23 protein-coding genes and 1 pseudogene are annotated in these 25481 nt (G+C 44.2%); 19 read left to right on the forward strand and 5 right to left on the reverse strand.

Annotated elements, in window-relative coordinates; translation table 11 throughout:
* Positions 1–21: 21 nt before the first annotated feature.
* The 5 genes from LX99_RS22230 (at position 22) to LX99_RS22250 (ending at position 6401) form a co-directional block, all read left to right on the forward strand.
* Positions 22–2382, forward strand: a complete 2361-nt coding sequence (locus tag LX99_RS22230) for a glycoside hydrolase family 127 protein (RefSeq protein WP_109609830.1) — start codon at positions 22–24, stop codon at positions 2380–2382.
* Between the two features lie 123 nt (positions 2383–2505).
* Complete coding sequence (locus LX99_RS22235; RefSeq protein WP_211319073.1) at positions 2506–3759, forward strand: MFS transporter; 1254 nt, start codon at positions 2506–2508, stop codon at positions 3757–3759.
* Complete coding sequence (locus LX99_RS22240) at positions 3756–5000, forward strand: arsenic transporter (RefSeq protein ID WP_109609831.1); 1245 nt, start codon at positions 3756–3758, stop codon at positions 4998–5000. The genes LX99_RS22235 and LX99_RS22240 overlap by 4 nt, the downstream gene beginning before the upstream one ends.
* 216 nt (positions 5001–5216) lie before the next feature.
* Positions 5217–5579 (forward strand): response regulator transcription factor, encoded by a 363-nt coding sequence (locus LX99_RS22245; RefSeq protein WP_109609832.1) that lies wholly within the window; start codon positions 5217–5219, stop codon positions 5577–5579.
* Between the two features lie 294 nt (positions 5580–5873).
* Positions 5874–6401: a DUF892 family protein gene (locus LX99_RS22250; RefSeq protein WP_109609833.1), complete on the forward strand. Its 528-nt coding sequence runs from the start codon at positions 5874–5876 to the stop codon at positions 6399–6401.
* 134 nt (positions 6402–6535) lie between these two features.
* On the opposite strand, the gene LX99_RS22255 is transcribed toward LX99_RS22250, so the two are convergent.
* Positions 6536–6727, reverse strand: a complete 192-nt coding sequence (locus tag LX99_RS22255; protein WP_022834258.1) for a cold-shock protein — start codon at positions 6725–6727, stop codon at positions 6536–6538.
* A gap of 509 nt (positions 6728–7236) precedes the next feature.
* Here LX99_RS22255 and cysS point away from each other — a divergent pair.
* Together cysS and LX99_RS22265 are read left to right on the forward strand one after the other, a co-directional pair.
* Complete coding sequence (gene cysS / locus LX99_RS22260; protein ID WP_022834256.1) at positions 7237–8703, forward strand: cysteine--tRNA ligase; 1467 nt, start codon at positions 7237–7239, stop codon at positions 8701–8703.
* Between the two features lie 403 nt (positions 8704–9106).
* Positions 9107–9970 (forward strand): Cif family virulence factor, encoded by an 864-nt coding sequence (locus LX99_RS22265; RefSeq protein WP_109609834.1) that lies wholly within the window; start codon positions 9107–9109, stop codon positions 9968–9970.
* 140 nt (positions 9971–10110) lie between these two features.
* Here the strand turns inward: LX99_RS22265 and LX99_RS22270 are convergent, their stop codons facing one another.
* Positions 10111–11073, reverse strand: coding sequence for an AAA family ATPase (locus LX99_RS22270; RefSeq protein ID WP_109609835.1), 963 nt, complete (start codon positions 11071–11073; stop codon positions 10111–10113).
* A 3-nt stretch (positions 11074–11076) separates the two neighbouring features.
* Entirely contained in the window at positions 11077–12543 is a 1467-nt protein-coding gene (locus LX99_RS22275) for a peptidylprolyl isomerase (RefSeq protein WP_109609836.1), read from the reverse strand.
* Positions 12544–12722: 179 nt separating this feature from the next.
* Between LX99_RS22275 and LX99_RS22280 the strand changes: the two genes are divergently transcribed.
* The 4 genes from LX99_RS22280 (at position 12723) to LX99_RS22290 (ending at position 14922) form a co-directional block, all read left to right on the forward strand.
* A complete protein-coding gene (locus LX99_RS22280; protein ID WP_109609837.1) occupies positions 12723–13382 on the forward strand; it encodes a hypothetical protein in 660 nt (219 codons plus the stop codon).
* 10 nt (positions 13383–13392) lie between these two features.
* Positions 13393–13971 carry a non-canonical purine NTP diphosphatase gene (locus LX99_RS22285; RefSeq protein WP_109609838.1) on the forward strand — a complete coding sequence of 193 codons (579 nt, stop codon included), beginning with the start codon at positions 13393–13395 and terminating at the stop codon, positions 13969–13971.
* A gap of 252 nt (positions 13972–14223) precedes the next feature.
* Positions 14224–14391, forward strand: coding sequence for a hypothetical protein (locus LX99_RS25800; protein WP_022834250.1), 168 nt, complete (start codon positions 14224–14226; stop codon positions 14389–14391).
* A gap of 51 nt (positions 14392–14442) precedes the next feature.
* The gene (locus LX99_RS22290) at positions 14443–14922 is read left to right on the forward strand and encodes a hypothetical protein (RefSeq protein ID WP_109609839.1); all 480 of its coding nucleotides are present in this window, start codon (positions 14443–14445) and stop codon (positions 14920–14922) included.
* A 188-nt stretch (positions 14923–15110) separates the two neighbouring features.
* Here LX99_RS22290 and LX99_RS22295 read toward each other — a convergent pair whose 3' ends face one another.
* Both LX99_RS22295 and LX99_RS22300 read right to left on the reverse strand, forming a co-directional pair.
* Positions 15111–16244 carry a lactonase family protein gene (locus LX99_RS22295; RefSeq protein WP_109609840.1) on the reverse strand — a complete coding sequence of 378 codons (1134 nt, stop codon included), beginning with the start codon at positions 16242–16244 and terminating at the stop codon, positions 15111–15113.
* An 83-nt stretch (positions 16245–16327) separates the two neighbouring features.
* Complete coding sequence (locus LX99_RS22300) at positions 16328–17668, reverse strand: pseudouridine synthase (RefSeq protein WP_109609841.1); 1341 nt, start codon at positions 17666–17668, stop codon at positions 16328–16330.
* Positions 17669–17899: 231 nt separating this feature from the next.
* Between LX99_RS22300 and LX99_RS22305 the strand changes: the two genes are divergently transcribed.
* The 8 genes and pseudogenes from LX99_RS22305 to LX99_RS22335 form a co-directional block, all read left to right on the forward strand.
* On the forward strand, positions 17900–18688 hold the full coding sequence (locus LX99_RS22305; protein WP_245927992.1) for a lytic transglycosylase domain-containing protein: 789 nt from the start codon (positions 17900–17902) through the stop codon (positions 18686–18688).
* A 253-nt stretch (positions 18689–18941) separates the two neighbouring features.
* Positions 18942–21788 (forward strand): excinuclease ABC subunit UvrA, encoded by a 2847-nt coding sequence (gene uvrA / locus LX99_RS22310; RefSeq protein ID WP_109609842.1) that lies wholly within the window; start codon positions 18942–18944, stop codon positions 21786–21788.
* 12 nt (positions 21789–21800) lie between these two features.
* Complete coding sequence (locus LX99_RS22315) at positions 21801–22394, forward strand: hypothetical protein (protein ID WP_109609843.1); 594 nt, start codon at positions 21801–21803, stop codon at positions 22392–22394.
* An 88-nt stretch (positions 22395–22482) separates the two neighbouring features.
* The gene (locus LX99_RS22320) at positions 22483–22737 is read left to right on the forward strand and encodes a type II toxin-antitoxin system Phd/YefM family antitoxin (RefSeq protein ID WP_109609844.1); all 255 of its coding nucleotides are present in this window, start codon (positions 22483–22485) and stop codon (positions 22735–22737) included.
* Positions 22734–22988, forward strand: a complete 255-nt coding sequence (locus tag LX99_RS22325; protein ID WP_109609845.1) for a Txe/YoeB family addiction module toxin — start codon at positions 22734–22736, stop codon at positions 22986–22988. The genes LX99_RS22320 and LX99_RS22325 overlap by 4 nt, the downstream gene beginning before the upstream one ends.
* Before the next feature lie 43 nt (positions 22989–23031).
* Entirely contained in the window at positions 23032–24819 is a 1788-nt protein-coding gene (locus LX99_RS22330) for a DUF885 domain-containing protein (protein WP_109609846.1), read from the forward strand.
* Between the two features lie 66 nt (positions 24820–24885).
* Positions 24886–25110: pseudogene (locus LX99_RS26165) on the forward strand (IS1595-like element ISBaba1 family transposase); the annotation flags it as partial.
* 141 nt (positions 25111–25251) lie between these two features.
* The coding region (locus LX99_RS22335) for a transposase (RefSeq protein WP_146203192.1) at positions 25252–25481 on the forward strand (230 nt) is incomplete at its 3' end.

The raw sequence follows: 25481 nt of genomic DNA on the forward strand, positions 1-25481 counted from the left end.
TTCGGGGGGATTCAAAATCACATGAAAAATAAAGCTGTTTTAACCATTAAACTACTGGTTGTTTTGACGCTACCTGTCGCCTCGTTGTATGGTCAGTCGGGCAAAATGCAATTATTTAAGTTAGATCATGTGCGCCTGTTGGAAAGCCCTTTTAAGCAGGCAGAACAGGTTGACCTGAATTATATTTTGAAAATGGAGCCCGATAGGTTGCTGGCCCCGTATCTGCGCGAAGCAGGGCTTGTTCCCCAAGCCGAAAGTTACGGCAATTGGGAAAATTCGGGTCTGGACGGTCATACCGGCGGGCATTATTTAACCGCCCTCGCACAAATGTATGCATCTGCCGGTAATATGGAATGCAAACATCGGTTGGATTATATGGTTAACGAACTGGCCCGCTGCCAGGAAAAAAACGGCAATGGTTATGTGGGCGGCGTTCCGGGTGGCAACAGGATGTGGGCGCAGCTGAAAACCGGCGATCTGAGCGATTTTAATACAAAGTGGGTGCCCTGGTACAACTTACACAAATTATACGCCGGTTTACGCGATGCTTATTTGCTTGCGGGTAACGCGAAAGCGAAAGCGGTTTTTATTAAATTATGCGATTGGGCTGATAGTGAAGTGGCCGGACTGAACACCACGCAGATGCAGCAGATGTTAGGAACTGAACATGGCGGGATGAATGAAGTTTTTGCCGATGCGTATGCTATTACCGGTGATAAAAAATACCTGGCGCTGGCAGAGAAATTCTCGCACCGGGCCATACTGGTACCGCTGGAGCGGCATGAAGATAAGCTGAGCGGCCTGCATGCCAACACGCAAATACCCAAGGTTATTGGTTTTGAACGCATAGCCGGGCTAAGCAATGATACAGGTTATAGTTCTGCCGCCCGTTTTTTTTGGAATACGGTGGTGAACAAACGGTCGATAGCTATTGGTGGCAACAGCGTGCGCGAGCATTTTAATCCCGTTAACGATTTTGCTACCATGTTAGAGTCGGAGCAGGGCCCGGAAACCTGTAACAGCAATAATATGCTTAAACTGAGCAAAATGCTGTTTGTTGATGATACGCGGCTTGCCTACATCGATTTTTATGAACGTTTGCTGTATAATCATATTTTGTCATCGCAACACCCGGTAACCGGCGGCTTTGTTTACTTTACACCTATACACCCGCAGCATTACCGTGTTTACTCAACGGCCGATCAAAGTTTTTGGTGTTGTGTAGGTACTGGTATTGAAAACCATGGCAAATATGGCGAACTGATCTATTCGCATAAAGGCGACGATCTGTATGTAAATCTTTTTATTCCCTCGGTACTTAACTGGAAAGAGAAAGGGTTTGAGGTAACTCAGCAAACAAAGTTTCCGGATGCCGGGAGCACTTCTTTATCGCTTAAATTAAGCCGCCCGGGTAAATTTGCCATTTATATCCGTAAACCAGGATGGTTGAGTTCCGACGGATTCAATGTTACGATAAACAACCGCGCTGTTAAGTACACCCATAACGCGGAAGGATATGTAAAACTGGTGCATCCCTGGAAAACGGGCGACCGCATAACCGTATCCCTGCCAATGAAAACCAGCGTTGAGTACCTACCTGATCACTCGGCCTGGGTATCATTTTTACGGGGGCCTATTGTGCTTGCGGCGCCTACAGATACTACGCAGCTTACTGGCTTATTTGCAGGTGATAGCCGTTGGGGGCACATAGCCGGAGGGCCGCTTTATCCCTTACCGGCTTCGCCATTGCTGGCCGGCAGCGGTACAGACCTGGTAACTAAAGTTAAGGCAGTTGCCGGCGCAGCTCCGCTAACTTACAAGATCAGCGACCTGGTTGTACAGCCGAAATTTAAAAATCTTAAACTGATCCCGTTTTATAAAGTGCATGATAGCCGGTACATGCTGTATTGGCCGGTAGCTAAACCCGATAGCATCCAACAACGGGAGCAGGAACTGGCCCTGCTTGACGAGCGTTACATTAAGTTGGCTGCCCGTTCGGTAGATGCGGTTGCTCCCGGCGAACAGCAGCCCGAGAACGACCACGGCATGATAGCAGAAAAATCAGAAACAGGTATCTTCAGAAATCTACATTGGCGCAGCGCGACCGGGTTTTTCAGTTATCGCCTGCGTACAAATGCAGATGTTAAAGTTTTGGGTATCACTTATTATGGCAGGGAAAACGGCCGTGAGTTTGATATTTACCTGGACGATTTGAAGCTGGCGCATGTATCGCTCAACGGTACAGGACCTGATACCTTTGTAACCAAAGAATACGCGATACCAGAAAGCCTGAAGACCAATGCTGGTGCAATAACGGTGAAGTTTGTAGCTGCCGATGGAAATAAAACCGCCGCTATTTATGGTGTGCGCCTGATGCGCTGAGGGCCCTGAGGGGTTTACCGGGCAAAGCGCTGATTCATTATGGATAACTTTAAACTAAATGGCCGGGCAGTGTGCGCGAACAAATGACCGGTGATTTGGTTATAAAGGTGCCATAAAAATCACATGAAGAAAAAACAACACGATATTGTTAATCGCAATTCCGTATCAGCCTTTCGGAAACCCCTCGAAGCATTGAATTTTTTTATGGCAGACATGCAGGCGGGCATTGGGCCCTTCCTCGGGATCTTCCTGCTGGCGCATCAATGGAAAGCAGGGCCCATCGGAACAGTGATGACGCTGGGAGGCATCGCGGGCGTTTTAGTTACCATTCCGGCTGGCGCGCTGATAGACAAAGCGAAGCATAAAAAACGCTACGTAATCATTCCGGGTATTTGCACCGTATTGGCCTCCGCTATTATCCTGATCTCACAACGTTTTTGGATAGTTGGCGTATCGCAGGTTGCCACCGCCATAGCCGGCGCGGCAATTGTGCCTGCCGTTATTGCTATCACGCTTGGCCTTACCGGTCAGCAGGGGTTTAACCGCCAAAACGGTCGGAACCAGGCCTGGAACCACGCCGGCAATATGATCGGCGCGGGCCTTTCCGGATATTTGGGAACAAAACTCGGAATGCCTTTTATATTTTATCTGTCGGCACTATTCGGGCTTTTCTCCATCATTTCGGTGAGCCTTATTCCATCCAAAGCCATAGACTACCGCGCCGCGAGGGGACTAAAATCTGACGATGACCACGGCGAGCAGGTGAGTGGCTTTAAAGCGTTATTTGAATGTAAGCCCTTATTGCTGCTTGCCGCGGCGTTGGCTTTTTTTCATTTAGGAAATGGCGCCATGCTGCCGCTGTACGGTTTGGGCGCAGCCAGTAACGGCCAGGAAAATGCCGCCATGTTTGTGGCCATGACCATCGTAATAGCGCAGTTGGTTATGATCGGCGCTTCCATCGCGGCCATGAAGCTGGCAGATGAACGGGGTTACTGGCTGGTGTTGCTCATTTCGTTCGTCGCTTTGCCTGTAAGGGGAGCCATCGCTGCTTCGCTTAGTTATCATGCAGGCCTGTACCCGGTACAGGCGCTTGATGGTATAGGTGCCGGTTTACAAAGTGTTGCCGTGCCCGGGCTTGTTGCGCATATCCTTAACGGCACGGGGCGCATCAATGTAGGCCAGGGAGCAGTGATGACTGTACAAGGCATTGGGGCCGCGTTAAGCCCGGCCATTGGCGGGTGGATGGCGCAGGGGTTGGGTTATCCGCTTACATTTTTACTGCTTGGCGGTTTAGCGCTCTTATCAATAATTTTATGGTTACTTTACAGCCGCACCTTAAAGGCGGCTTGTGATATACGTTATTCCGCACAACAATGAGTCATCTTTTGATCTTTATTATTTCGCTTTTAGCTATAGCCGGGGTTATTATCAGGCCATTTCGCCTCCCGGAGGCAACCTGGGCCGCGGCCGGGGCCATCCTGCTGCTTTTAACCGGGCAGATTACCTTAACACAGGCCGGTGCCGGTGTAGCAAAAGGCACTGATGTGTACCTGTTTCTTGCCGGTATGATGCTGCTGTCTGAAACGGCGAGGGAAGAAAAACTTTTCGACTGGCTGGCCGCCCAGGCTGTAAAAGCGTCAAAAGGGTCGGCGTCGGGGCTTTTTTTTATGATCTACATTTCCGGTATATTGGTAACCGCGTTGCTATCCAATGATGCTACTGCGGTTGTGCTTACGCCGGCTGTTATAGCCGCAACAAAGGCAGCAGGTGTAAAAAATCAGCTCCCTTATTTATTGATTTGCGCTTTTATAGCCAATGCCGCTTCTTTTTTGTTGCCGATATCTAACCCTGCCAACCTGGTAATTTACGCCGCGCACCTGCCAACGTTAATCAGCTGGCTAAAGGCTTTTTTGCTCCCTTCGGTCATCGCCATTGCCGCCACTTATTTTACGTTGAAATTTACACAGCGGAGGGCTTTAAAAGAGCAGTTTGATACACCTGCCACAATTATAAAATTAAGCCAAACGGGGCAGCTGGCACTGTACAGTATCCTGGCTACGGTAGTTGTATTGCTTATTTGTTCGGCGTTTGATGTGCCTTTAGGCTTGCCTACCTTCATCACCGGGCTTTTAGCCACCCTTATTATTGCCCTGGCAGCGCGTAAGTCTGTTTATAAAACCTTTCGTGAAGTATCCTGGAGCGTTTTGTTTTTGGTGGCGGGCCTGTTTGTCATAGTAGAAGCCTTATCAGGCACAGGCATCACTGGTCACCTGGCATCCGCCCTGTCTCGGGCATCCGATATGCATCCTGCCAAGGTTGCGTTGAGCGTTGGAAGCGGGATCGCCTTCATCTGTAATTTGATGAATAACCTACCTGTGGGGTTAATGGCCGGGCAGGTTGCGCAAAGCGCTACCTTGCCCGAGGTGGTGCGGAAGGCCATATTGATCGGGATTGATCTTGGCCCTAATTTATCAGTTACCGGTTCGCTGGCTACCATACTTTGGCTTGTAGCGCTGCGGCGCGAGGGCGTAAAGGTAAGTAATTGGAGCTTTCTTAAAACAGGTGTTTTAGTGATGACCATACCGCTGATCTTGACCTTATTGATTATACTTATTTGATAGCCCGGCGCTTCATAACCGTAATATATTTATTCAGATAGTATCTTATTTAAAACAGGACATAAAGTATAAATTATGCAACAATTGGTGCCTCAGATTTAATGTTATTTAAAAGTTGAGTGCCAGAGTAGTTGAAAATTATACGTGACGTAAAATAAATTAACTTATTAAAATTAAATTTTAATCATTGGGTATAGAAGTTGATATCGTGTACCCATGAACAAGCGGATCCTCATAATTGATGACGACGAAGACATCCTCGATATTCTGCATATCATATTCCGGGATGAGGGTTTTAACGTAGTGGTTTCAAATACAGGCGAGGCAGCTGACCATATTCACATCATTAGCCCTGATCTTATTTTGCTTGATGTCCGCATCGCGGGGTCGGCGAAAAGGGGCGATCAGATCTGCGCGGAAATAAAAGCCCGGTATCCGGGAAATAAGCTACCGGTGGTGCTTGTTTCCGCCGAGACCGATCTGGAGATGCTTGCCAATCAATGCGGCGCGGATTTTTATGTTAAAAAACCATTTGATATTTATGAGCTGTTATCGAGGGTAAAAGCTTACCTGGCCTGATCAACTTAAAGGGAAAATTGCTTTTAAAATAGTTATCGCTATTGATAGAAATTGTATAAAGAAATTTTAACACGAATTAACTTTTAAATCGGACAAAATTAAAACGAATTACACGAATGGCCGTTTTTCTATGATTGAGACATTCGTGTAATTGGATAATTCGTAACAATTCGTGTGAAAAATTTTGAACTATACATACCGATAACCTTTTTGAAAAGGTTCAAAAGCGATGTCCCTTGATCAACTTACATAATCCGTGTGGTTTAATGTAATAGTTGTAACTTAGTTAAACCTATGGAAAAAAGATCAAATCAATTTAAACCTGGCAATGTCATTTTCGGCCCCGAAAAACTGCGTGCCTATTTCGTTAACAATCTTAACAAGATCTATGCGGCAAAAAAACACCTGGTCAAACATCTCCCCGAAATTGCTGAGGAGGCTCATTTTGTTGACCTGCGCTCTGCCATCTTAGAAACACTGGAGGATGTGGAACGGCAACTGGCCAGGATGGATATCATTTATGCCATGTTAGATGCCGATCAGGACGAAGGCGCTTTCAGCGGTTTAGCCGGGTTAATTGATGACGCTTTTGAGGATATCAGGTTACATAGTAAAGACCCCGAGTTGCGGGATCTTGCTATTGCCTATTATTTGCAAAATGTAGAAAGTATGGAAATGGCATCTTTCCAGGTATTGGAAATGGCCGCTGTAAAGCTTGAAAACAGGCAGATCAAGCAATTGATTAAAGAAAATTATGATGAAGCGAAAGCTGACAGGACACTTTTATTATTAATTACAGCAAAATACATCACTGCTAAATAGCCAATGATGCCTACACTCTTTTAAAACTCCAACTCACTTAAAGTGAATGTGATTTTGAGTGGCGGAAAACAGGGTATTCAAAAAAAAAGCATCCTCTAAAGGATGCTTTCAATAAACTTATAATAGGTTAGGAGTTAAGCTACTCTTACGTTTACGGCATTAGGGCCTTTGCGACCTTGTTCGATGTCAAAATCAACCACATTGTTTTCACGAATATTATCGATCAGACCTGAAGAATGAACGAAGATTTCGCTGCCACCATTGTTAGGTGTGATAAATCCGAAACCTTTCGTTTCATTAAAAAATTTTACTGTTCCTTGTTGCATTATATTTTATTTAATAAGTGTGCAATATAAATAGAACATTTGGTTGATTTTCTCTTTGATGAAAATATTTAATTTTTATTTAAATTAATCAAACTCATTTAAGCTTCGAGCTGGTGTAAGTTTATTTTTCATATCAATCAAAGCGGGCCCTAAAAATGTAAACGTGCCGCTTTCGATGACGTTTATAATGCCTTCATTTGGCAGCCTCGTTTTTAAAAGCGGTCGCTGGCCGACGATACCAGGGAAATCACTTTAAGATAATTGCAGCTATTCAAATAAATCGCGATAAGAAATTTTCACACGAATTGATTTTCAAACTGTCCACAATTATTCGAATTACACGAATTTTAAATTTTATCAAATAAAAATTAGTAATTCGATAATTCGCAAAAAATCGTGTGGAAATTTCTTAGTTATCCGCTTGCAGCGGACATCTGTTTTTAAAAGCGATTTCCTTGCCGGAGATACCGGTTGTTAGCTTAAATTTAAAAAAATCGTAAGTTTGCGCCATGCAACAAAATTTGTTTGTTTACAATACTTTATCCCGTAAAAAAGAATTATTTAAACCGCTTAATGCCCCGCACGTGGGCATGTATGTTTGCGGCCCCACTGTTTACAGCGATGTTCATTTAGGCAACTGCCGTACTTATATATCTTTCGATTTAATGTTCAGGTACCTCACCGCTATTGGCTATAAGGTACGTTACGTGCGTAACGTAACCGATGCCGGTCACCTTGAAGGTGATGCAGGCGATGAGGGCGAAGATAAAATTGCAAAAAAAGCCAAGCTGGCGCAGCTTGAACCCATGGAAATTGTTCAGAAATACACGGTGGGTTTCAGGGATGTGATGAAAGTGTTGAACAACCTGCCGCCAAGCATCGAGCCTACGGCAACCGGCCATATTATTGAGCAGATTGAAATGGTGAAAGTGATCCTTGAAAAAGGCTATGCCTACGAGGTTGACGGTACCATTTATTTTGATGTAGAGAAATACAACAAGAGCCAGGATTACGGCGTACTGAGCGGCCGTAACCTCGAAGATTTGATGAACAACACCCGCGCCCTCGGCGGTCAGCAGGAAAAACGCGGGAAGCTTGATTTCGCGCTATGGATAAAAGCCAAACCCGAGCACCTGATGAAATGGCCTTCGCCCTGGGGTGTAGGTTTTCCGGGCTGGCACCTGGAATGCTCGGCCATGAGCCAGAAATACCTGGGCAGCCACTTTGATATTCACGGCGGCGGCATCGATCTGGTGCCAACACATCATACCAACGAGATTGCGCAAAACGTAGCCTGCTGCGGCACCAACCCGGCTACTTATTGGGTGCATACCAATATGCTTACGGTTAACGGGCAAAAAATGTCGAAATCATTGGGGAACAGTTTTTTGCCACATGAGCTTTTCAGCGGCGAAAACTCCATCCTGAATAAGGGTTACAGTCCCATGACCGTGCGTTTCTTTATGCTGCAGGCCCATTACCGCAGTACGCTCGATTTTGGCAACGAGGCCATGGAAGCTTCAGAAAAAGGCTTTAAACGCCTGATGAATGCTTTCGCGCTGCTAAACGACGGACTGAAAACATCGGCTGCTACGGAGGTTGAGATAGCGCCGTTAATGGAGCGCTGCTACGCCGCTATGAACGATGATTTTAACAGCCCCGTTTTAATTGCCGAACTTTTTGAGGCTTCGCGCATTATCAATTCGGTATATGATGGTAAAATGAAAATTGATACCGCTAACCTGGAGCAGTTAACCCTGTTGATGAACACCTTTGTAGTTGATGTGCTGGGCTTACAGAATGAGCAGGCCGCCAATGACGATCTGCCCAAAGTATTGAATTTTATTGTTGATCTGCGCAGCGCAGCAAAAGCCAATAAGGACTACGCCACATCAGATAAAATCCGTGATGGACTATCGCAGATTGGTTTTCAGTTAAAGGATAGCAAAGAGGGTACTACCTGGAGTAAGGCGTAGTTTAGAGATTCGTGATTGGAGAATAGAGATTAGTTGAAACCGGCTCTCAGGATCTTTTAATGTTGTTCGAAACAGTATCCTGTAAAACGTCATTGAGTAATGCCTCAATGACGTTTTTTGCTAAAAAGATATCTACGGCATATTTAAATGTTATAACGGAATAACTTTTATACTACTCTAAACAAAAAAGCGAATGATTGGTTATGGAGTTAATAATTTTAATTACTTCAGTTTTAAATGATCAAGGCAGTACTTCGCAATTATTCGGGCTTTTTCCCGTTTTACCATCAAATAAAAATAACGCCATTGTTAAATTATATTTTATGCGCCCGCGCATTTTGACTATTGCGTTTCCTACTTAAAATTTATTACTAAATTGCTCCCCATAAAACCCGCTACACGCATGAAAAAAATCATATTAGCTGCTACATTTATTGGTTATGGCGTTTTTGCATTTGCCCAGGACGTTGTTAACGTAAACAAGGTAGTTAGTGTTGAACAGGCTTTTAATAAGTTAGTTGAACGTAAAGGAATAAAAGACGGATTTTTGGCAGTTGCCGACCCCGACGGTATTATATTTAAGCCCGATGTTGTAAAAATTGTTGATTTTTACAGTAAGATAGATAAGCAGGCAGGTAAACTGAGCTGGGAACCCAAATTTGCCCGCATCTCGGCTAATGGCGATCTGGCTTTTACCGCAGGGCCATATGTATATCAAAACGGTAAAACCGATGATGATAAAGTTTTTGGAGATTACGTATCCATATGGCGCAACAACGGCGAGGGCAAGTTGAAGTTATTGATTGATCTTGGCATCCAGCACCCCGAGGCCGAAGAAGAGGTGGTTACTGATTTTAAAGAACCAGACCCTGCACAACGTTCGGGCCCGGCTAAAGATCCGTTTGGCGCCAAAAATGTGATCATTGGTACCGATAAAACCTTTAACCACGGCTTAAGCCTTTCGGCCATGGCCAGCTATAAAGAATTTATGAGCCCTGAAGGCCGCTACTACTTCCCTGGTTTCGGGCCCATGACCGGTACCGATGTGGTGATGAAATTTATCAATAACGAAGCCATCAGCATCACTGCCGAAACTACCGACGGTGGCCGTTCCTCAAGTAATGACCTGGCTTACACCTACGGGCACGCCCGTATTACCAAAGGCAACGTAGTAGGTAACTACAACTATGTACGTGTTTGGGAAATTGATAAAACAAAAAAGTGGAATATTTTATTAGAGATCTTCTCGCCGATTGAGAATGAGTAGATTGTCTGAATCAGAATTTACAGAATTTTAGAATTTACAGAATGAAAAGGCCTTGCATTAGCAGGCCTTTTTCTATAATGAAAGATTAACCAATCATTATTCTGCTAATTTTAAAATTCTGTAAATTCTGATTCAGATAACTAAAACAACTTCTCGATAATATCCGCGGCAGATAATCCTTCTGCTTCGGCATGGTAGCTGCGCACAATGCGGTGGCTCAGGATGGGTTTGGCTACGGCCTGTACATCTTCAATATCGGGCGAGTATTTGCCGTTAAGTACGGCATGGCATTTTGCACCAAGGATAAGAAATTGTGATGCCCTGGGGCCTGCGCCCCAACTTAGCAGGCGGTTAATTTGAGGCGTTGAAAACTCGCCGTTGGGGCGGGTTTTTGATACCAGCTTCACCGCGTACTCCAGCACATTATCGGTTACGGGGATATTGCGTACCAGTTGTTGAAAATAAATGATCTGTTGGGCGTTAAGCAGTTTTTTTACCTCAACCCTATTGGTACTGGTGGTGTTTTTAACTACTTGTAACTCTTCTTTAAACGAGGGATAGCTTAGCGCCACGTTAAACATAAACCTGTCTAACTGGGCTTCGGGCAGGGGATAGGTTCCTTCCTGCTCAATGGGGTTTTGGGTTGCCAGTACAAAAAATGGCTGCGCCAGTTTGTGGGTAACGCCCGCAGCGGTCACCGCTTTCTCCTGCATGGCCTCTAACAGGGCGGCCTGCGTTTTGGGCGGTGTGCGGTTTATCTCGTCGGCCAGGATAATGTTGGAAAACACCGGACCGGGAATAAATTTAAAATTGCGGTCCTCGCCTAAAATCTCCGAGCCAATGATGTCTGAGGGCATCAGGTCGGGTGTAAACTGGATCCGTTTAAAATCAAGGTCAAGCACTTGCGCTACTGTTTGTACAAGCAGCGTTTTGGCCAAGCCCGGTACGCCTACAAGCAGGCAATGCCCGTTGCTGAAAATAGAAATGAGCACGAATTTAATCACTTCCTCCTGGCCCACTATCACCTTGCCAATTTCGGCACCAATTTGCTGGTAAGCCTGCTTTAAAGCATCGGCGGCTTCTACATCCGAGCGGTGTTGCATAAATTATTTAGACGATGATTTGATCTTAGTTTCGGGAATCACCATTTCGGGATTGGTGTTAACCCATTTTTTCAATACATCATAAGCCTGGAACTCTTTATCAATTTTAATAAAGGTTTCCTTGCGGCGTTTATCAAACCAGGCGCTTACCGTTTTATTAACCTTATCGTTATAAGCATACTCCTTCAGTTTAGGGAAGTCCTGCTCCAGGTTAGCTTTGTGCGCGTTGGTTGCCGATTTTAATAACAGTATTTTGTAGCTTTTTTTGCCATCGGCAGCAGTAAACAGGTCTGGTTTTGATATGCTGCCCACTTTTAAAGTATCGGTGATCAAAGCAACTTTAGGATCCAGCTTATCGGTTGGGATAAAGGTTGAGCGGTTTTGTACATCTTCGGCATTCAGCATCATACCGCCATTGTATTTGGTGTCTTTATCGTCTGAATAATAGGCAGCAGCGCTCGAAAAATCAACCGCGATATTTTTGTCTTTGATCAAGATTTTGTAAATGCTATCCGCTTTTACTTTCGCTCTGTCTAAACTGGCCTGTGTAATTACCGGCGAAATCAGGATATGCCTTACATGCACCTGTTCGCCGCGGCGCTCAATAACCTGTAAAAAGTGAAAACCGAAATCAGTTTCAAATACCGGCGAAATTTCACCCGCTTTTAATTTAAAGGCATTGGCTGTAAATTCTTTTACAAATGTTGTACGGTCGGCAAAGCCCAGATCGCCACCTTCGGGCGCCGAGCCCGGATCCTGCGAGTAGAGCCTGGCCAGTGTGCCAAAGTCTTCGCCTTTTTTAACGCGCTGGCGCAGTTCTTCAGCTTTGGCTTTGTAAAGGTCTTTTTCTTCTTTGGTTAATTTAGGCTGAAAAACTATTTCGCCAACTTCAACTTCTTTATTGAATGAAGGGAGGCTGTCTTTCGGGATGCCGTCATAAAACTTTTTAACATCCTGCGGGGTAACGTTTAGCTTTTCGGTGATATGCTGTTGCATCTTCTGCGCAACCATCTGCTCTTTCAGGTCAGGGCGGATCTCGTCTTTATACTGGATCACCGAGCGGCCTAAAAATGCCTCCAGTTTATCCTGCCCGCCGGCACGCTGGGTCATTTCGCGCATACGGCGGTCAACGTTGGCGTCAACATCTTCCTCTTTCACCTCAATACTATCAATGGCCGCCTGCTGGGCAAGCAGTTTTTGGGTTAACAGGGTTTGCAGTATGCGGGCCTTAACCGTTGGGTCGGGCTGGTTGCCCTGTACCAAAAAGTTGGCGTATGATAATTCGATATCTGAAAGCAATATGGGGCTGTTACCTACCACCGCCGCTATTTTATCAAGTGTTTTTCCGGGCGTACGGGCAACCGAATCAGTTTTAACCAGTTTTTTTGCCGATGTATCTGATGCTACCTGTGCCTTTGCAAATGTTATTGTTAAAATAAAACCAAGTACTAATACTCCTAACTTTCTCATGTAACGCTGTATGCTAAATAAAACGGGCACACTTAACCCGTTAAAAACTACGAATTTCGGTAAAATTTATTAATTATAGCCCGATAAATATTTTATGTAAAAATCATGATGCTATAATTGTGCTAATATGCCTATAAACCCTGAAACACTTTAACTACTTTTGGTTAAAATTTGTTAAAGTGAAAGTTGAGAACCCGGCTGCGTTGCGTTTTATTTTAGAGGATGAGCTTTACCTGCTTAACGCGGATAAGGCATTGTATGAAAAGGCTGTTGAACCTGTACCTGCAGAAACTCCGGTTGCCCCGCCTCAAAATATTTCAACGCCACCTGCCGTAACTACTGCTGTTATTCCCGAACCGGTAACAGCTGAGGCTGCGCCTGTGGTAAATATCCCAACTCCATCAATTACAATTCCTTCCATTGCTCCCGAACCTACGGCCGAAATAAAAACGCAGGATACCGGCTTTAAGTATATGGGCAAAAATTTACAGCATTTTTTGGTATTCACCCATTATACCGATGCCGAATTCATCAGGCCCGAGCATTGGGCTGCCCTCGAAAATATACTGAAACGCAAAGGCTATAGCCCGGATGATGTGGCTATTTTAAATACTGCAACCTACAGTGCTACCAAATTCAGCGAGTTCAAGGTTTTTTTCAAACCGGTTAAAGTATTGCTTTTAGGGGCCGAAGCCCTTCCTCCTGATTTGAAGGTTTTAAAACCTAATAAGCCTGTTACATCCAACGGGATCACCGCGCTTTACAGTTATTCATTTAACGATATGATGGATAATGTGGAGTATAAAAAAATATTTTGGGAGCAGGTAAAAACCTTATAAGCTTTAAATTATGCATCAATTAGTATTCGCTACCAATAACCGCCATAAACTTGATGAAGTTTCGGCCAAGCTTAACGGGGAAATTAAGCTTTTAACCCTGCATGATATTGGTTGTTATGATGATATTGAAGAAACAGGCACTACCTTTAAGGCTAATGCCTCTATCAAAAGCCATCATGTATATGCCGGGTATAAGCTGAATTGTTTTGGCGACGACAGCGGGTTGGAAATAGACGCCCTTAACGGCGAGCCGGGTGTTTATTCGGCCAGGTATGCCGGTACGCATGGCAACCACGCCGCCAACATCAGCAAGGTGCTTGAAAATTTAAAAGATGAAACCAATCGCAGGGCGCGCTTCCGCACCGTAATTTCATTGATATGGGAAGGTGCCGAGCATTTTTTTGAAGGCACGGTTGAAGGTACCATCCGCCAGGAAATTGCCGGGGAAGGCGGTTTTGGCTACGACCCTATTTTTCAACCGGATGGGTATGAGATCACGTTTGCCGAAATGAGTATGACCGAGAAAAATGCCATCAGTCACCGGGCAAAAGCCATGGAGCAACTTGTTGATTTTTTAAATAAAGCCTGATTAAGTGGTTTGACCGCTGAGTTGCCAATGCCCTTGTTTATTGTATGAAGGAGTTTTTGAATCGAAGAATTTATCGAATTCGATTGAATTCTGTTCATTACTCAAATTTCATAAAATTCGGGTTCAGAGAAATTGCCCTGATAAGGTATACCGCTTTTGGTAAAACGTTAAACTAAATACAATGCAAAAATTGCAATAAATCGAAACCCTGCCGATATTTGTTGCGTAAAACAGCATTATACAGCCTATTTTATGAATATCATTGAGCGCATCGGTAAAATCTTATCAGACAGGAGCACTAATCCAAGGTTCATCAGCAGCCTGAGAAAGGTTAAAGAGGCCGACAGGGTTACAGAATCGATAAACAAACAATTAAAGGAACTGGATAAAAAGATGCGGCGGCAGACTGTTAACTCCTGATTTGCACCTTTGGCAGGATTTATGCTATTTATGCATAAAAAATACACTGTCATGAAAAAGTTAGTTCAAACCTCAATCGCAATCTTGTCTCTTATTTTCGTTTTTTCGGCTTGTTCCAGCACTAAAAGCACTACAACATCCAATGTATCCCGCGGAAAATTTGTGGGCACCTGGACCTGCAATAATGTAAGTTATGACGGCCTTGTACAAAATGCAGTACAAAGCGTATTTGACCAGGCCCCACCCGAAGCCTTTGTGGGCAGTACCTGGAAATTAACCAACAGCGGCAACGGAATTTTCACATTAACCAACGGAACATCGCAAACCATATTCTGGTCGGTTTATAACGGCGGTACCACCGGCACACAATTCCAGTTCAAAAAATTATATGAAGGCGATAAAGCCAAAAACGTAGCCGAAGGCTACCGTTTGGATATCGCTGCCAACGATGGTTCAACCATGACCTTAAAATCGCCTGTTACTGTAGGTAACAGTACCGGTTATGTTATTTATTCGTTCACCAAGAACTAAGTTTTTTGAGGTGAAAGGATAAAGGTGAAAGGCAAAAGGTGTCTTTCAGGTTTTATAAAATAAAAGGCGCAGCTTGAGATGTTTCAAACTGCGCCTTTTTTATTTTCAAAGTAAGGAAGAACCTTTAACCTTTTACCTTTCGCCTTTCGCCTTTCACCTTTCACCTTTATCCTTCCACCTCAAAAGCCCTATTCGGCTGGTGCAAATTTCAGGCATACGGGGTTGCCTATTTCAACCCTGATGCCGGTTTGGTTAAGCTTGCCGCTGGCTTGATCAATTTTAAATACCCATATGTTATCGCTGCCCTGGTTGGCTACAATCAGGAAATGACCGGTTGGGTCGATTGCGAAATCGCGCGGGTTTTTACCGAAAGTCGACTGGCGGGCTACAAACGTAAGCATCCCGGTTTCCTGGTTAACCGAGTAGATATTGATCTCGTTGGTTTCTAAACGGTTTGAGGCATACAGGAAGCGGCCATCGGGCGATAAATGGATAGCAGCGCCGGCTGTTTGCCCGCTAAAGCCATCGGGCAGCATCGTGATGGATTGCTTTTGTTTCAGCTGGCCGTTTTTATAATCAAACACAATAACGTTCGATCCCATTTCGGTTACGAGGTAAACATACTTTTTATCCGCCGAAAACTCGAGGTGCCTTGGGCCTTCACCGGGCGCTACGCTTACAAAAGCAGGATTGGCCGGTTCGATACGGGGCTCTTTTGACGGGCGATATTTGAATATGTTAATCTTATCGGTACCTAAATCATTGTATAGTACATATTTCTCATCGGGCGAAAATACGGCCATGTGCGCGTGGGCAGCCTCCTGGCGCTCTTTGTTTATGCTATGCCCGTCATCATGCACGGTTTGTATGCCGTTGGCTATCGAACCATCTTTATTTAAAGGCATTACCGCAACGTTACCGCTCGAATAATTGGCAACAAGCAGGTTTCTCTGATCTTTATCAACCGAAATATGGCACGGATCGGCGCCCAGGGTTGATTGTTTGTTGATGAAAGTAAGCTTACCGGTTTTAGCCTCGAACGAGAAAGCGCTTACCTCGCCTTTAGGCAATTCATTAACGGCGTAAACAAATTTATTATTGGCGCTTAGGGTTAGGTATGAGGGGTTATTAACACCATCAATTTCGCTCAGGTAGGCCAGTTTGCCTGTTTCGGCATAAAAGCGGTAAACTACAATGCCTTTGCTTTTGCCTGTAGTGTATGTGCCCACAATCAGATCGAACGTTTTGGGGCCTGTTTTTTTATTTTGTGCGAAAGTGAGCGCGGGTGAAAGCATAGCTATGATCAACAAAATTTTTTTCATGGTTAGTTATTGATGGTTTATTGCCTTGCAAGATAGCAAATAGACACAAAAAAAGCCCCGCGGATTAACGGAGCTTTTTAAATTTATTTAATAAGATGCTTTAGCTGGATCACTTCTTTTTCTTCAAGATATCGCCAGCGGCCCCGCGGAAGGTCTTTTTTGGTAAGGTTGGCGTAAATAACCCGGTCCAGTTTTACCACTTCATAACCTAAATGCTCAAACATACGCCTAACAATACGGTTTTTGCCGCTATGGATCTGGATGCCCACTTCACGTTTTGAACCTCCGGTAACATACGATACCGAATCGGGTTTAATAAGGCCATCTTCCAGTTCCAGGCCAAACGCCAATTTATTCAAATCGCCCTGGGTTAAGCTTTTGCTCAATTCAACCTGGTATAGCTTGGTGATGCTGTTACGCGGATGCGAAAGCTTATCGGCCAGATCGCCATCGTTGGTCATCAATAACAAACCTGTGGTGTTGCGGTCAAGGCGGCCAACCGGGTAAATGCGCTCGCGGGTTGCTTTTTCAACCAGGTGCATTACGGTGCGGCGTTCCTGCGGGTCATCGGTAGTGGTAATGTAATCCTTTGGTTTATTTAATAATACATAAACCATTTTTTCGCGTTTCAGCGTTTCGCCGTTGTATTTGATGGTGTCTTTGGTAGGATCAACCTTTGTGCCCAGTTCGGTTACCACTTCGCCGTTTACAGATACCACACCGGCCTCAATCAGTTCGTCGGCTTTACGGCGCGAGCAAATCCCCGCGTTTGAGATATAACGGTTTAAACGGATCAGTCCGTCATCCTCTGTCTTAGTTGATTTAGCAGTGGCTTTTTTACGGCCGCGCAGGGTTTTAGGCGCGTCGGCCTGGTTAGCCAGGTCTTGCGGGCGGTGTGCCGGTCTTTCGCCAAATGGTTTATCTTTAAAACCACCTTCGCGTTTTCTGAAACCTCCTTCAGATGAGCGGGGCTTAAAGTTACCATCGCCTGATCTTGAACCGGTGCCAAATTTACGTTCGCCGCCTTGCTCGCCGCTAAAGCTTCTTTTAGGTTTACCTTCAAAGCCTGCTGATGAGCGGCCGCGCGGGGCAAATGATTTTTTATCTTCTCCGGCATCATTGCCAAAGCTTCTTCTTGCTCTCTCGTTATTGCCTTCAGTTGGCCTGCCGGAATATGGGCCTGATTTGGCGCCAAATTTTTTATCGCCTCCGGCTGATGATCCACCCCTGAAATTGTTTTTGGGTTTATCGTCACTGAACCTGTTGGTTTGAAATGTTTTTTCGGGGCGGGTAAGTTTTTTCTTTTCGCCATTTGGGGTAGCTTTACCCTTTGGAGTTGATGGCGATTTGCGTGGCCTGTTTTCACCACTTTTTTTATTTTCGGGCCTGTCTTCGCGACTACCTGCTGGTCTCTTAAATACCATAATTTTTTGTTTAGCGCTTTCGCAGCGTGAGGGTCAAAGGTACGCTTTTTAGTTAAAATCCGATCAAAAAAATCAAAAAAAAGAAAGTAAACAAAATCGGCGTTTAAACGGTTTTAAAGGCGGTTTTTGAACCCAAAACCACCGCTAAAAAACTTGGTATTTTGCTAAGTATTTGATAATGTGCCCGGTGTAGCATACCTTTGCGGCACATTCTACCAAAATGTATAGTTAATGATAAGAAAAGAAATGATCAAAAAACACTTACTTACGCGCTCCGTAATGCTGGTGCTGGTTCTCATTTCAATGCTTAATATTTTCGGTACAACAATTACTGAAACGGGTGCAAAACCCTTGCCATTAAGCCTCCGAACCTCGAAGTTTATTTTTATTACAAAAAGCAGAACGGCAGTTGCATACAACTTTGCCAACGAAGCTTTACCGGTTAATGATGCGAAAGTTAATTACAAGCTTTTTAAAACGTTAAGGAAACATGATTTCCGTACGGTTCAAAGCAACATCCTGCATCGAAAAGCCGAAAAATGGTTCCCTATTATTGAGCCGATTTTAAAGTTTTACGGTATCCCCGACGATTTTAAGTACATCCCTTTGGTTGAATCGGGCTTTAAGTCTGGCCGGTCGCCAAAAGGGGCCAACGGCATCTGGCAGTTTATGCCGGGTACGGCACGCACTTATGGCTTAAGGGTTGGCCATGGTACCGATGAGCGCTTAAACCTGCGTAAATCAACCATTGCGGCCTGCAAGTATATCAAAGAACTATACGGTGAATTTAACAGCTGGACACTGGCGGCTGCCGCCTACAACAATGGCTCAATCAAATTAGCGCGCGCCATTAACAGGCAAAACGAAGATAACTACTTCCGCATGAAGCTGAACCGCGAAACCGGTTCGTACGTTTATAAGCTGATTGCCATGAAGGCGGTTATTGAACAGCCGAAAGAACACGGGTACCAGAATTATTTTTTTCTGCCCCCCGCGCCACAGTTGCTGGCATTTAATTAAGCACAGTAATTACACTGTAAATTAATTAAAAGATTACATTACGGAGCATTTTGAGGCCGGTTGTCTATAGTAGACTACCGGCCTTTTTTGCTTACATTTGTAGATTAATTATTGGTTTACTGAATGGTGATTTAGTGAATTCTTTTCTTTTTTTTTTCGATCAAGACGGCTTTTTTTGCATTGAAAAATCCTTCAGCATAACTTTTCAAATCACTAATTCAGTAACTCACTAATTCAACAATTAAAACAACGTATGAGTACAAAAGCAGCTGTTGACCTGGGCGAGCAAAGTGAAGTTGAAGTTTATGGTGCCCGGGTGCATAACCTTAAAAATATTGATGTTTCCTTCCCGCGTAACAAGCTGGTGGTAATTACAGGCTTAAGCGGCAGCGGTAAATCGTCATTGGCGTTTGATACTATTTATGCCGAGGGGCAGCGCCGTTATATGGAAACATTCTCGGCCTATTCGCGCCAGTTTATGGGGGGAATGGAGCGCCCGGATGTGGATAAAGTTTCGGGTTTAAGCCCGGTTATCGCCATCGAGCAGAAAACCACCAGTAAAAACCCGCGCTCTACGGTTGGTACCATTACCGAGATTTACGATTTTATGCGCTTGCTTTTTGCCCGCGCGGGCGATGCTTACTCGTACACCACCGGCGAGAAGATGGAGCGCATGAGCGAAGACCAGATCCTGAAAACCATCAGCGAGAAATTCGACGGGCAGCCGGTGAACATCCTGGCCCCGGTAGTAAAAGCCCGTAAAGGCCATTACCGTGAGCTATTCGAATCCATCCGCAAGCAAGGCTTTTTAAAAGTTTGGATAGATGGCGCCATTGCCGATGTTGAACCTAAAATGCAGGTAGACCGCTACAAGATCCACGATATTGATATTGTGGTTGACCGCCTGGTGATCAGCGAAAAAGACAGCAAGCGTTTATACACCTCGGTGCAGCAGGCTTTAAAAATTGCCAAGGGTATTATCCGCATTGCCGATAAAGACAATAACTTATCCTATTATAGTAAGTACCTGATGGACCCGGTTTCTGGTATCTCGTACGATGAGCCACAGCCAAATACATTTTCGTTCAACTCGCCCTACGGCGCCTGCGAAAAGTGTAACGGCCTGGGTTATATTTTTGAGGTAGATGAGGCTTCGGTAATCCCAAACCCTAAACTCAGCATCATGAACGGCGGTTTGGCCCCGATAGGAGAATATCGCGAAACCTGGATTTTCCAGGTGCTGAAATCGCTGGCGAAGAAATATGAATTTTCGCTATCTACCCCGATAGAGAAACTGAACCGCGACCAGTTGGATATCATCCTGAATGGCGCGCCCGATCCGTTAAGCGTTGCTGTTGAATACAACAAATGGAACGTTCAAAACTATCAGATCACCTTCGAGGGTATTATCCGCATGCTGGAAGAACAGCAGGAACGCCGAAACGACGAAGGTGTAGATGATATGGAAAACTACCGCGTACTGCGCACCTGCCCGGTTTGCGAAGGCGCGAGGCTGAAGAAGGAATCGCTGCACTTTAAGGTAGACGGCAAAAATATTTTTGAACTGGCTACTATGGATATTAACCATTTACAGGAATGGTTTAATGGCCTGGAAGAGCGTTTAAGCGAGCGCCAGAACGTAATAGCTAAAGAGATATTGAAAGAGATCCGCGCGCGCATCGTGTTTTTGCTGGATGTGGGGTTGAGTTACCTAACGCTCGACCGTACGGCCAAAACGCTTTCGGGCGGTGAGGCACAGCGCATCAGGCTGGCTACGCAAATTGGTTCGCAACTGATGAACGTGATGTATATTTTAGATGAGCCGAGCATCGGCCTGCACCAGCGCGATAACGAACGCCTGATCAATGCCCTGAAAAACCTGCGCGACCTGGGCAATACCGTATTGGTGGTTGAGCACGATAAAGACATGATACTGGAAGCCGACCATGTAATAGATATGGGCCCGGCAGCCGGTGTACACGGCGGGCAGGTGGTGGCCGAAGGTACGCCAGCCCAGCTGATGGAAAAACATACGCTCACCACATCATATATTAACGGTGAACGCGAAATTGCTGTGCCGAAGAAACGACGCGAAGGCAACGGCAAAAAACTCAGCCTGAAAAAGGCCACCGGCCACAACCTGAAAAAAGTATCGGTCGATTTTCCGTTGGGTAAACTGATCGGTATTACCGGCGTATCGGGTAGTGGTAAATCAAGCCTGATCACCGAAACGCTGTACCCTATATTAAACCACCATTTTTTCAGGGCGAAGAAACATCCGCTGCCTTATGAAAAAATTGATGGGCTGGAGCATATTGATAAGGTAATTGAAATAGATCAAACGCCAATCGGTCGTACGCCGCGTTCAAACCCTGCTACTTACACCGGGGTGTTCTCGGATATCCGGAACCTGTTTGTAGCCCTGCCCGAGTCGAGGATCAGGGGATATAAGCCGGGGCGCTTTTCGTTTAACGTAAAAGGCGGTCGTTGCGAAACCTGCCAGGGCGGTGGTATGAAGGTGATAGAAATGAACTTTTTACCCGATGTACAGGTACCCTGCGAAGAATGCGGCGGCAAACGCTACAACCGCGAAACGCTGGAAGTGCGCTATCGCGGCAAATCCATCAGCGATGTGCTGGATATGAGCATTGAAGATGCCACGCCATTTTTTGAACATATCCCATCCATCTATCGTAAAGTAAAAACGCTTAACGATGTAGGTTTGGGCTATATCACCTTGGGCCAGGCTTCAACTACTTTGTCCGGCGGTGAAGCGCAACGTGTTAAACTGGCTACCGAACTATCTAAAAAAGATACCGGTAACACTTTCTATATTTTGGATGAACCTACCACCGGTTTACACTTTGAAGATATCAACGTATTGCTGGGTGTGCTTAACCAATTGGTTGATAAAGGCAACACTGTATTGGTGATTGAGCATAACCTTGATGTGATCAAGGTGGTTGACCACGTAATTGATCTTGGGCCGGAAGGTGGATCGGGTGGTGGAACCATCCTTTTCTCCGGAACGCCCGAAGGTTTGTGTAAGGTGAAAGAAAGCTTTACAGGGAGATTTTTGAAAAAGGAAATGGGGCTGTAATTTTTTGATATTATGCCTGTTGGAGAAAGACAAAGACTGATCACTAAAATCTTATCGGTAGTTTTAGATGAACCTGCTCAAGTAGATGTCAAGTTTAATTGGTTTATTAACCAACATCAAATAGAACATTTTAAAAGCTCATTTCAAATAATAGATAAAATATATATAGATTTAAAAGGCAATAATTTAGTGAAGAAGGTTCAATCTTTACAGTCTGATGCCTATTTTGGAGGTAGGTATAATTTTCTTTTCGAGTTTGATGAGATTCAACATTTTAGCTCAGCTCGATTAAAATCACTAAACAATTATCCGCCAACTTTAAAAGTAAATTATTCTATCGCCGATTGGAAAAATTGGTGTGTTACCTACTCAAGCAAAGCTGATACATACAGATTTAACAAAACTACTAAGGATTTCGATTTTAAAGGTGGCAGAACTTGTCAAAGGGCATATTTAGATTGTTTTAGAGATATTCTGCCTCAACATAATGGTTTAAATCCAACACTAAGAATAGCAGATTTTGAAGTGAAGGGCATATTTACCTTTGATTCAAATTCTGTTAATAAAGTAAAAAAGCTAATAGAAAAGAAAATGATCTTTCTATAAGATACTTCATTAAATTTACATCAAAACGACATGTACAATTTATTGTACATGTCGTTTCAGTTTTATATCTTTATAAAAAAGTATTCCGATGGAAACTACAACATACACAACATTCAGGCAGCAGCTCAAATCATTTTTAGATAAGGTGAGGAATGATCACAAGCCGCTTATTGTAACCAGTACTAATGCAGAAGATGTGGTGGTGATATCAAAATCTGATTACGAAAGTATGGAGGAAACTTTTTATCTTTTGAAAAGCCCAAAGAACGCAGCAAGATTGCTTCAGGGAATTGAAGAATATGAAAAAGGTTTGGGTCAGGAAAGAAAACTGATCGAAGAGTGAAAATTATTTTTCAGAATCTTGGATGGGACGACTACCTCTATTGGCAAAGTACGGATAAGGCCACTTTAAAAAAGATAAACTCTCTTATAAAAGAAATAGAACGGACTCCTTATGAAGGAGCCGGCAAGCCTGAGCCTTTAAAGCATAATTTAGCGGGATGGTGGTCACGCCGTATTAATCTCGAGCATCGATTGATTTACAGAGTTGAGGGGGATTCTGTATTTATCCTCCAGTGCAGATATCATTATTAATTCTACCCGCCTTTCCTTAGCTTTATCCTTTCAACCCACATCAATGAAAAAACTACTACTTATTCTCAGCATTGCTGGCTGCTTCCTGGCCTGTAATCAACCCAGATCATCAGCTAACAAAACGGATATCCCTGCTAATAAAGACCTCGCTAAGGTTTTTGAAGATTATTTCCAGGATGGCTTAAAACTTTACCCTTTAAACGCTACCTATATTGGCGATAAGCGCTATAATGATCTGCTGCCTAACGACGGCTCGGCGGAGTTTTTGAAAAAGGCGCATGATTATAACTCGGTATACCTCTCAAAAGTAAAAAACTTTAACAGGGACGAACTCAATGCCGATGATCAGTTATCATACGATATTTTTACCTACGAAGTACAGCTGGCGTTAGATAATTTCAAATATCATTTCGAGTACATGCCGTTTAACCAGTTTTATGCTTTGCCGATCACTATGGGGCAATTAGGTTCGGGCTCGGGTGCGCAGCCTTATAAAACGGTTGTTGATTATAACGATTGGCTGAAACGCCTGGCCGCTTTCCAACCCTGGGCCGATACCGCAATCGCCAATTTTAATAAGGGCATTAAAGCAGGCGTGGTTTTGCCAAAAGCGCTGGTGGTTAAAATGATCCCGGAAATGCAGGACCTGGTATCTGCAGATGTAAAGAAAAGTTTATTTTATGGCCCGGTAAACAATTTTCCAAAGGAGTTTTCGGATGCCGATAAAAAGCAATTGACCGAAGCTTATAAAAAAGCTATCGCTACTATTGTTAACCCAACTTACCAGAAACTGGCCGATTACCTGAAAAACCAATACCTGCCGCATGCGCGCGGTACTTCAGGCTTTTCGTCGTTACCTGACGGGGCGGCTAAATATGCCTACCTGGTTAAGCAGCAAACCACAACAGATAAAACTCCAGAGGAAATTTATCAATTAGGTTTAAAGGAAGTATCCCGCATCCGCGGCTTGATGGATAGCATCAAAACCAGTGTAGGCTTCAAGGGTGATTTAAAGGCGTTTTTTGAGTACATGAAAACCGATCCTAAGTTTACTCCCTATAAAACGCCGCAGCAGGTTTTGGCCGCTTTCGAAAATATCCACAAACGCATGGAGCCTAACCTGAAAAAAATGTTTAACCATGTGCCTAAAACTCCTTTCGAGATCAGGCAAACCGAAGCGTTCCGTGCGGCATCGGCCAGTGCAGAGTATAACCAGGGTTCGGCAGATGGTACGCGCCCGGGTATTTTTTATGTGCCGATATTGGATGCTACTCAGTTCAATACTACTTCGGGCATGGAATCGTTGTTTTTACATGAAGCTATCCCAGGTCACCATTACCAGATTTCATTAACGCAGGAAAATGCATCGTTGCCAAAATTCCGCAGGTTTGATGCCGGTGAAACTGCTTATGTGGAAGGCTGGGCCCTATATTGCGAATCTTTAGGTAAAGAATTGGGCTTATACACCGATCCGTACCAGCACATGGGCGCTTTGGGTGATGAAATTCACCGCGCTATCCGCCTGGTGGTTGATGTGGCCATCCACACCAAGGGCATGACCCGCGAGCAAGCCATTAAATATATGATGGATAATGAAGCCATCAGCGAACAGGGCGCCACTGCCGAGATTGAGCGTTATATGGCAATCCCAGGCCAGGCGTTAAGCTATAAAATAGGCGCGCTTAAAATCCGTGAGCTGCGTACTAAGTATGAAAAACAACTGGGCAGCAAGTTTAATATAGCCGAGTTTCATGATCAGGTGTTGAAAGATGGCGCTATGCCAATGGCTGTTTTTGAGGCGAAGATGAATGCCTGGGCTGAGAAGCAGTAATCTGCATATAATAGCCCGCTATAATAACCAGGACTTATTTAACAGCAGCAAATCGTTCGCGAGAAATCTGAAAAGAAAGGCAAAAACTTTCCTGATCTCCATCGTTGTATTATGATGTTTAAAACCTGGTTAAGCGGGGGGGGCATGATTCGGTAATACCTCCAGGCATACATTAACTAATACACGTACCGCTTTAACAGACACAAAATGAAAGATGGCATTTTTGAAAACCTTATAAGCAGAATGGTCGAAAAGCCGCCTTTAACCTATAAAATGATTATTTTTCGATAGAATATTTTAAAAGCTTATTTCAAATAAGAGCCTGTTTAAAAACAGATGAATAAAATTGTTATGTGTTGAAAAGTGGATAAAAAGGAAATCACCGATCGGCCAAATAAATGCTAATTGTGAATAACGACAAACGCAATTAGTATGAAACTTTATCCGACCGATTTAAGCTATAACCAGTGGCAATTTATAAAAAAGACCTTACAGTTAGGCGAACGCAAGCGAAAACATAGTTTAGGATCTATTTGGAATGCAATTCAATACATAGTGAAAACCGGATGCCAATGGCGGATGCTGCCGTTGAACTTTGCCAAATGGCAATTGGTTTATTACTATTACAAGAAATGGTCTGAATTAGAGCACTTTGACCTTCT

It is taken from the genome of Mucilaginibacter oryzae (assembly GCF_003148845.1).
In the GTDB taxonomy this organism is placed as follows: Bacteria; Bacteroidota; Bacteroidia; order Sphingobacteriales; family Sphingobacteriaceae; genus Mucilaginibacter; species Mucilaginibacter oryzae.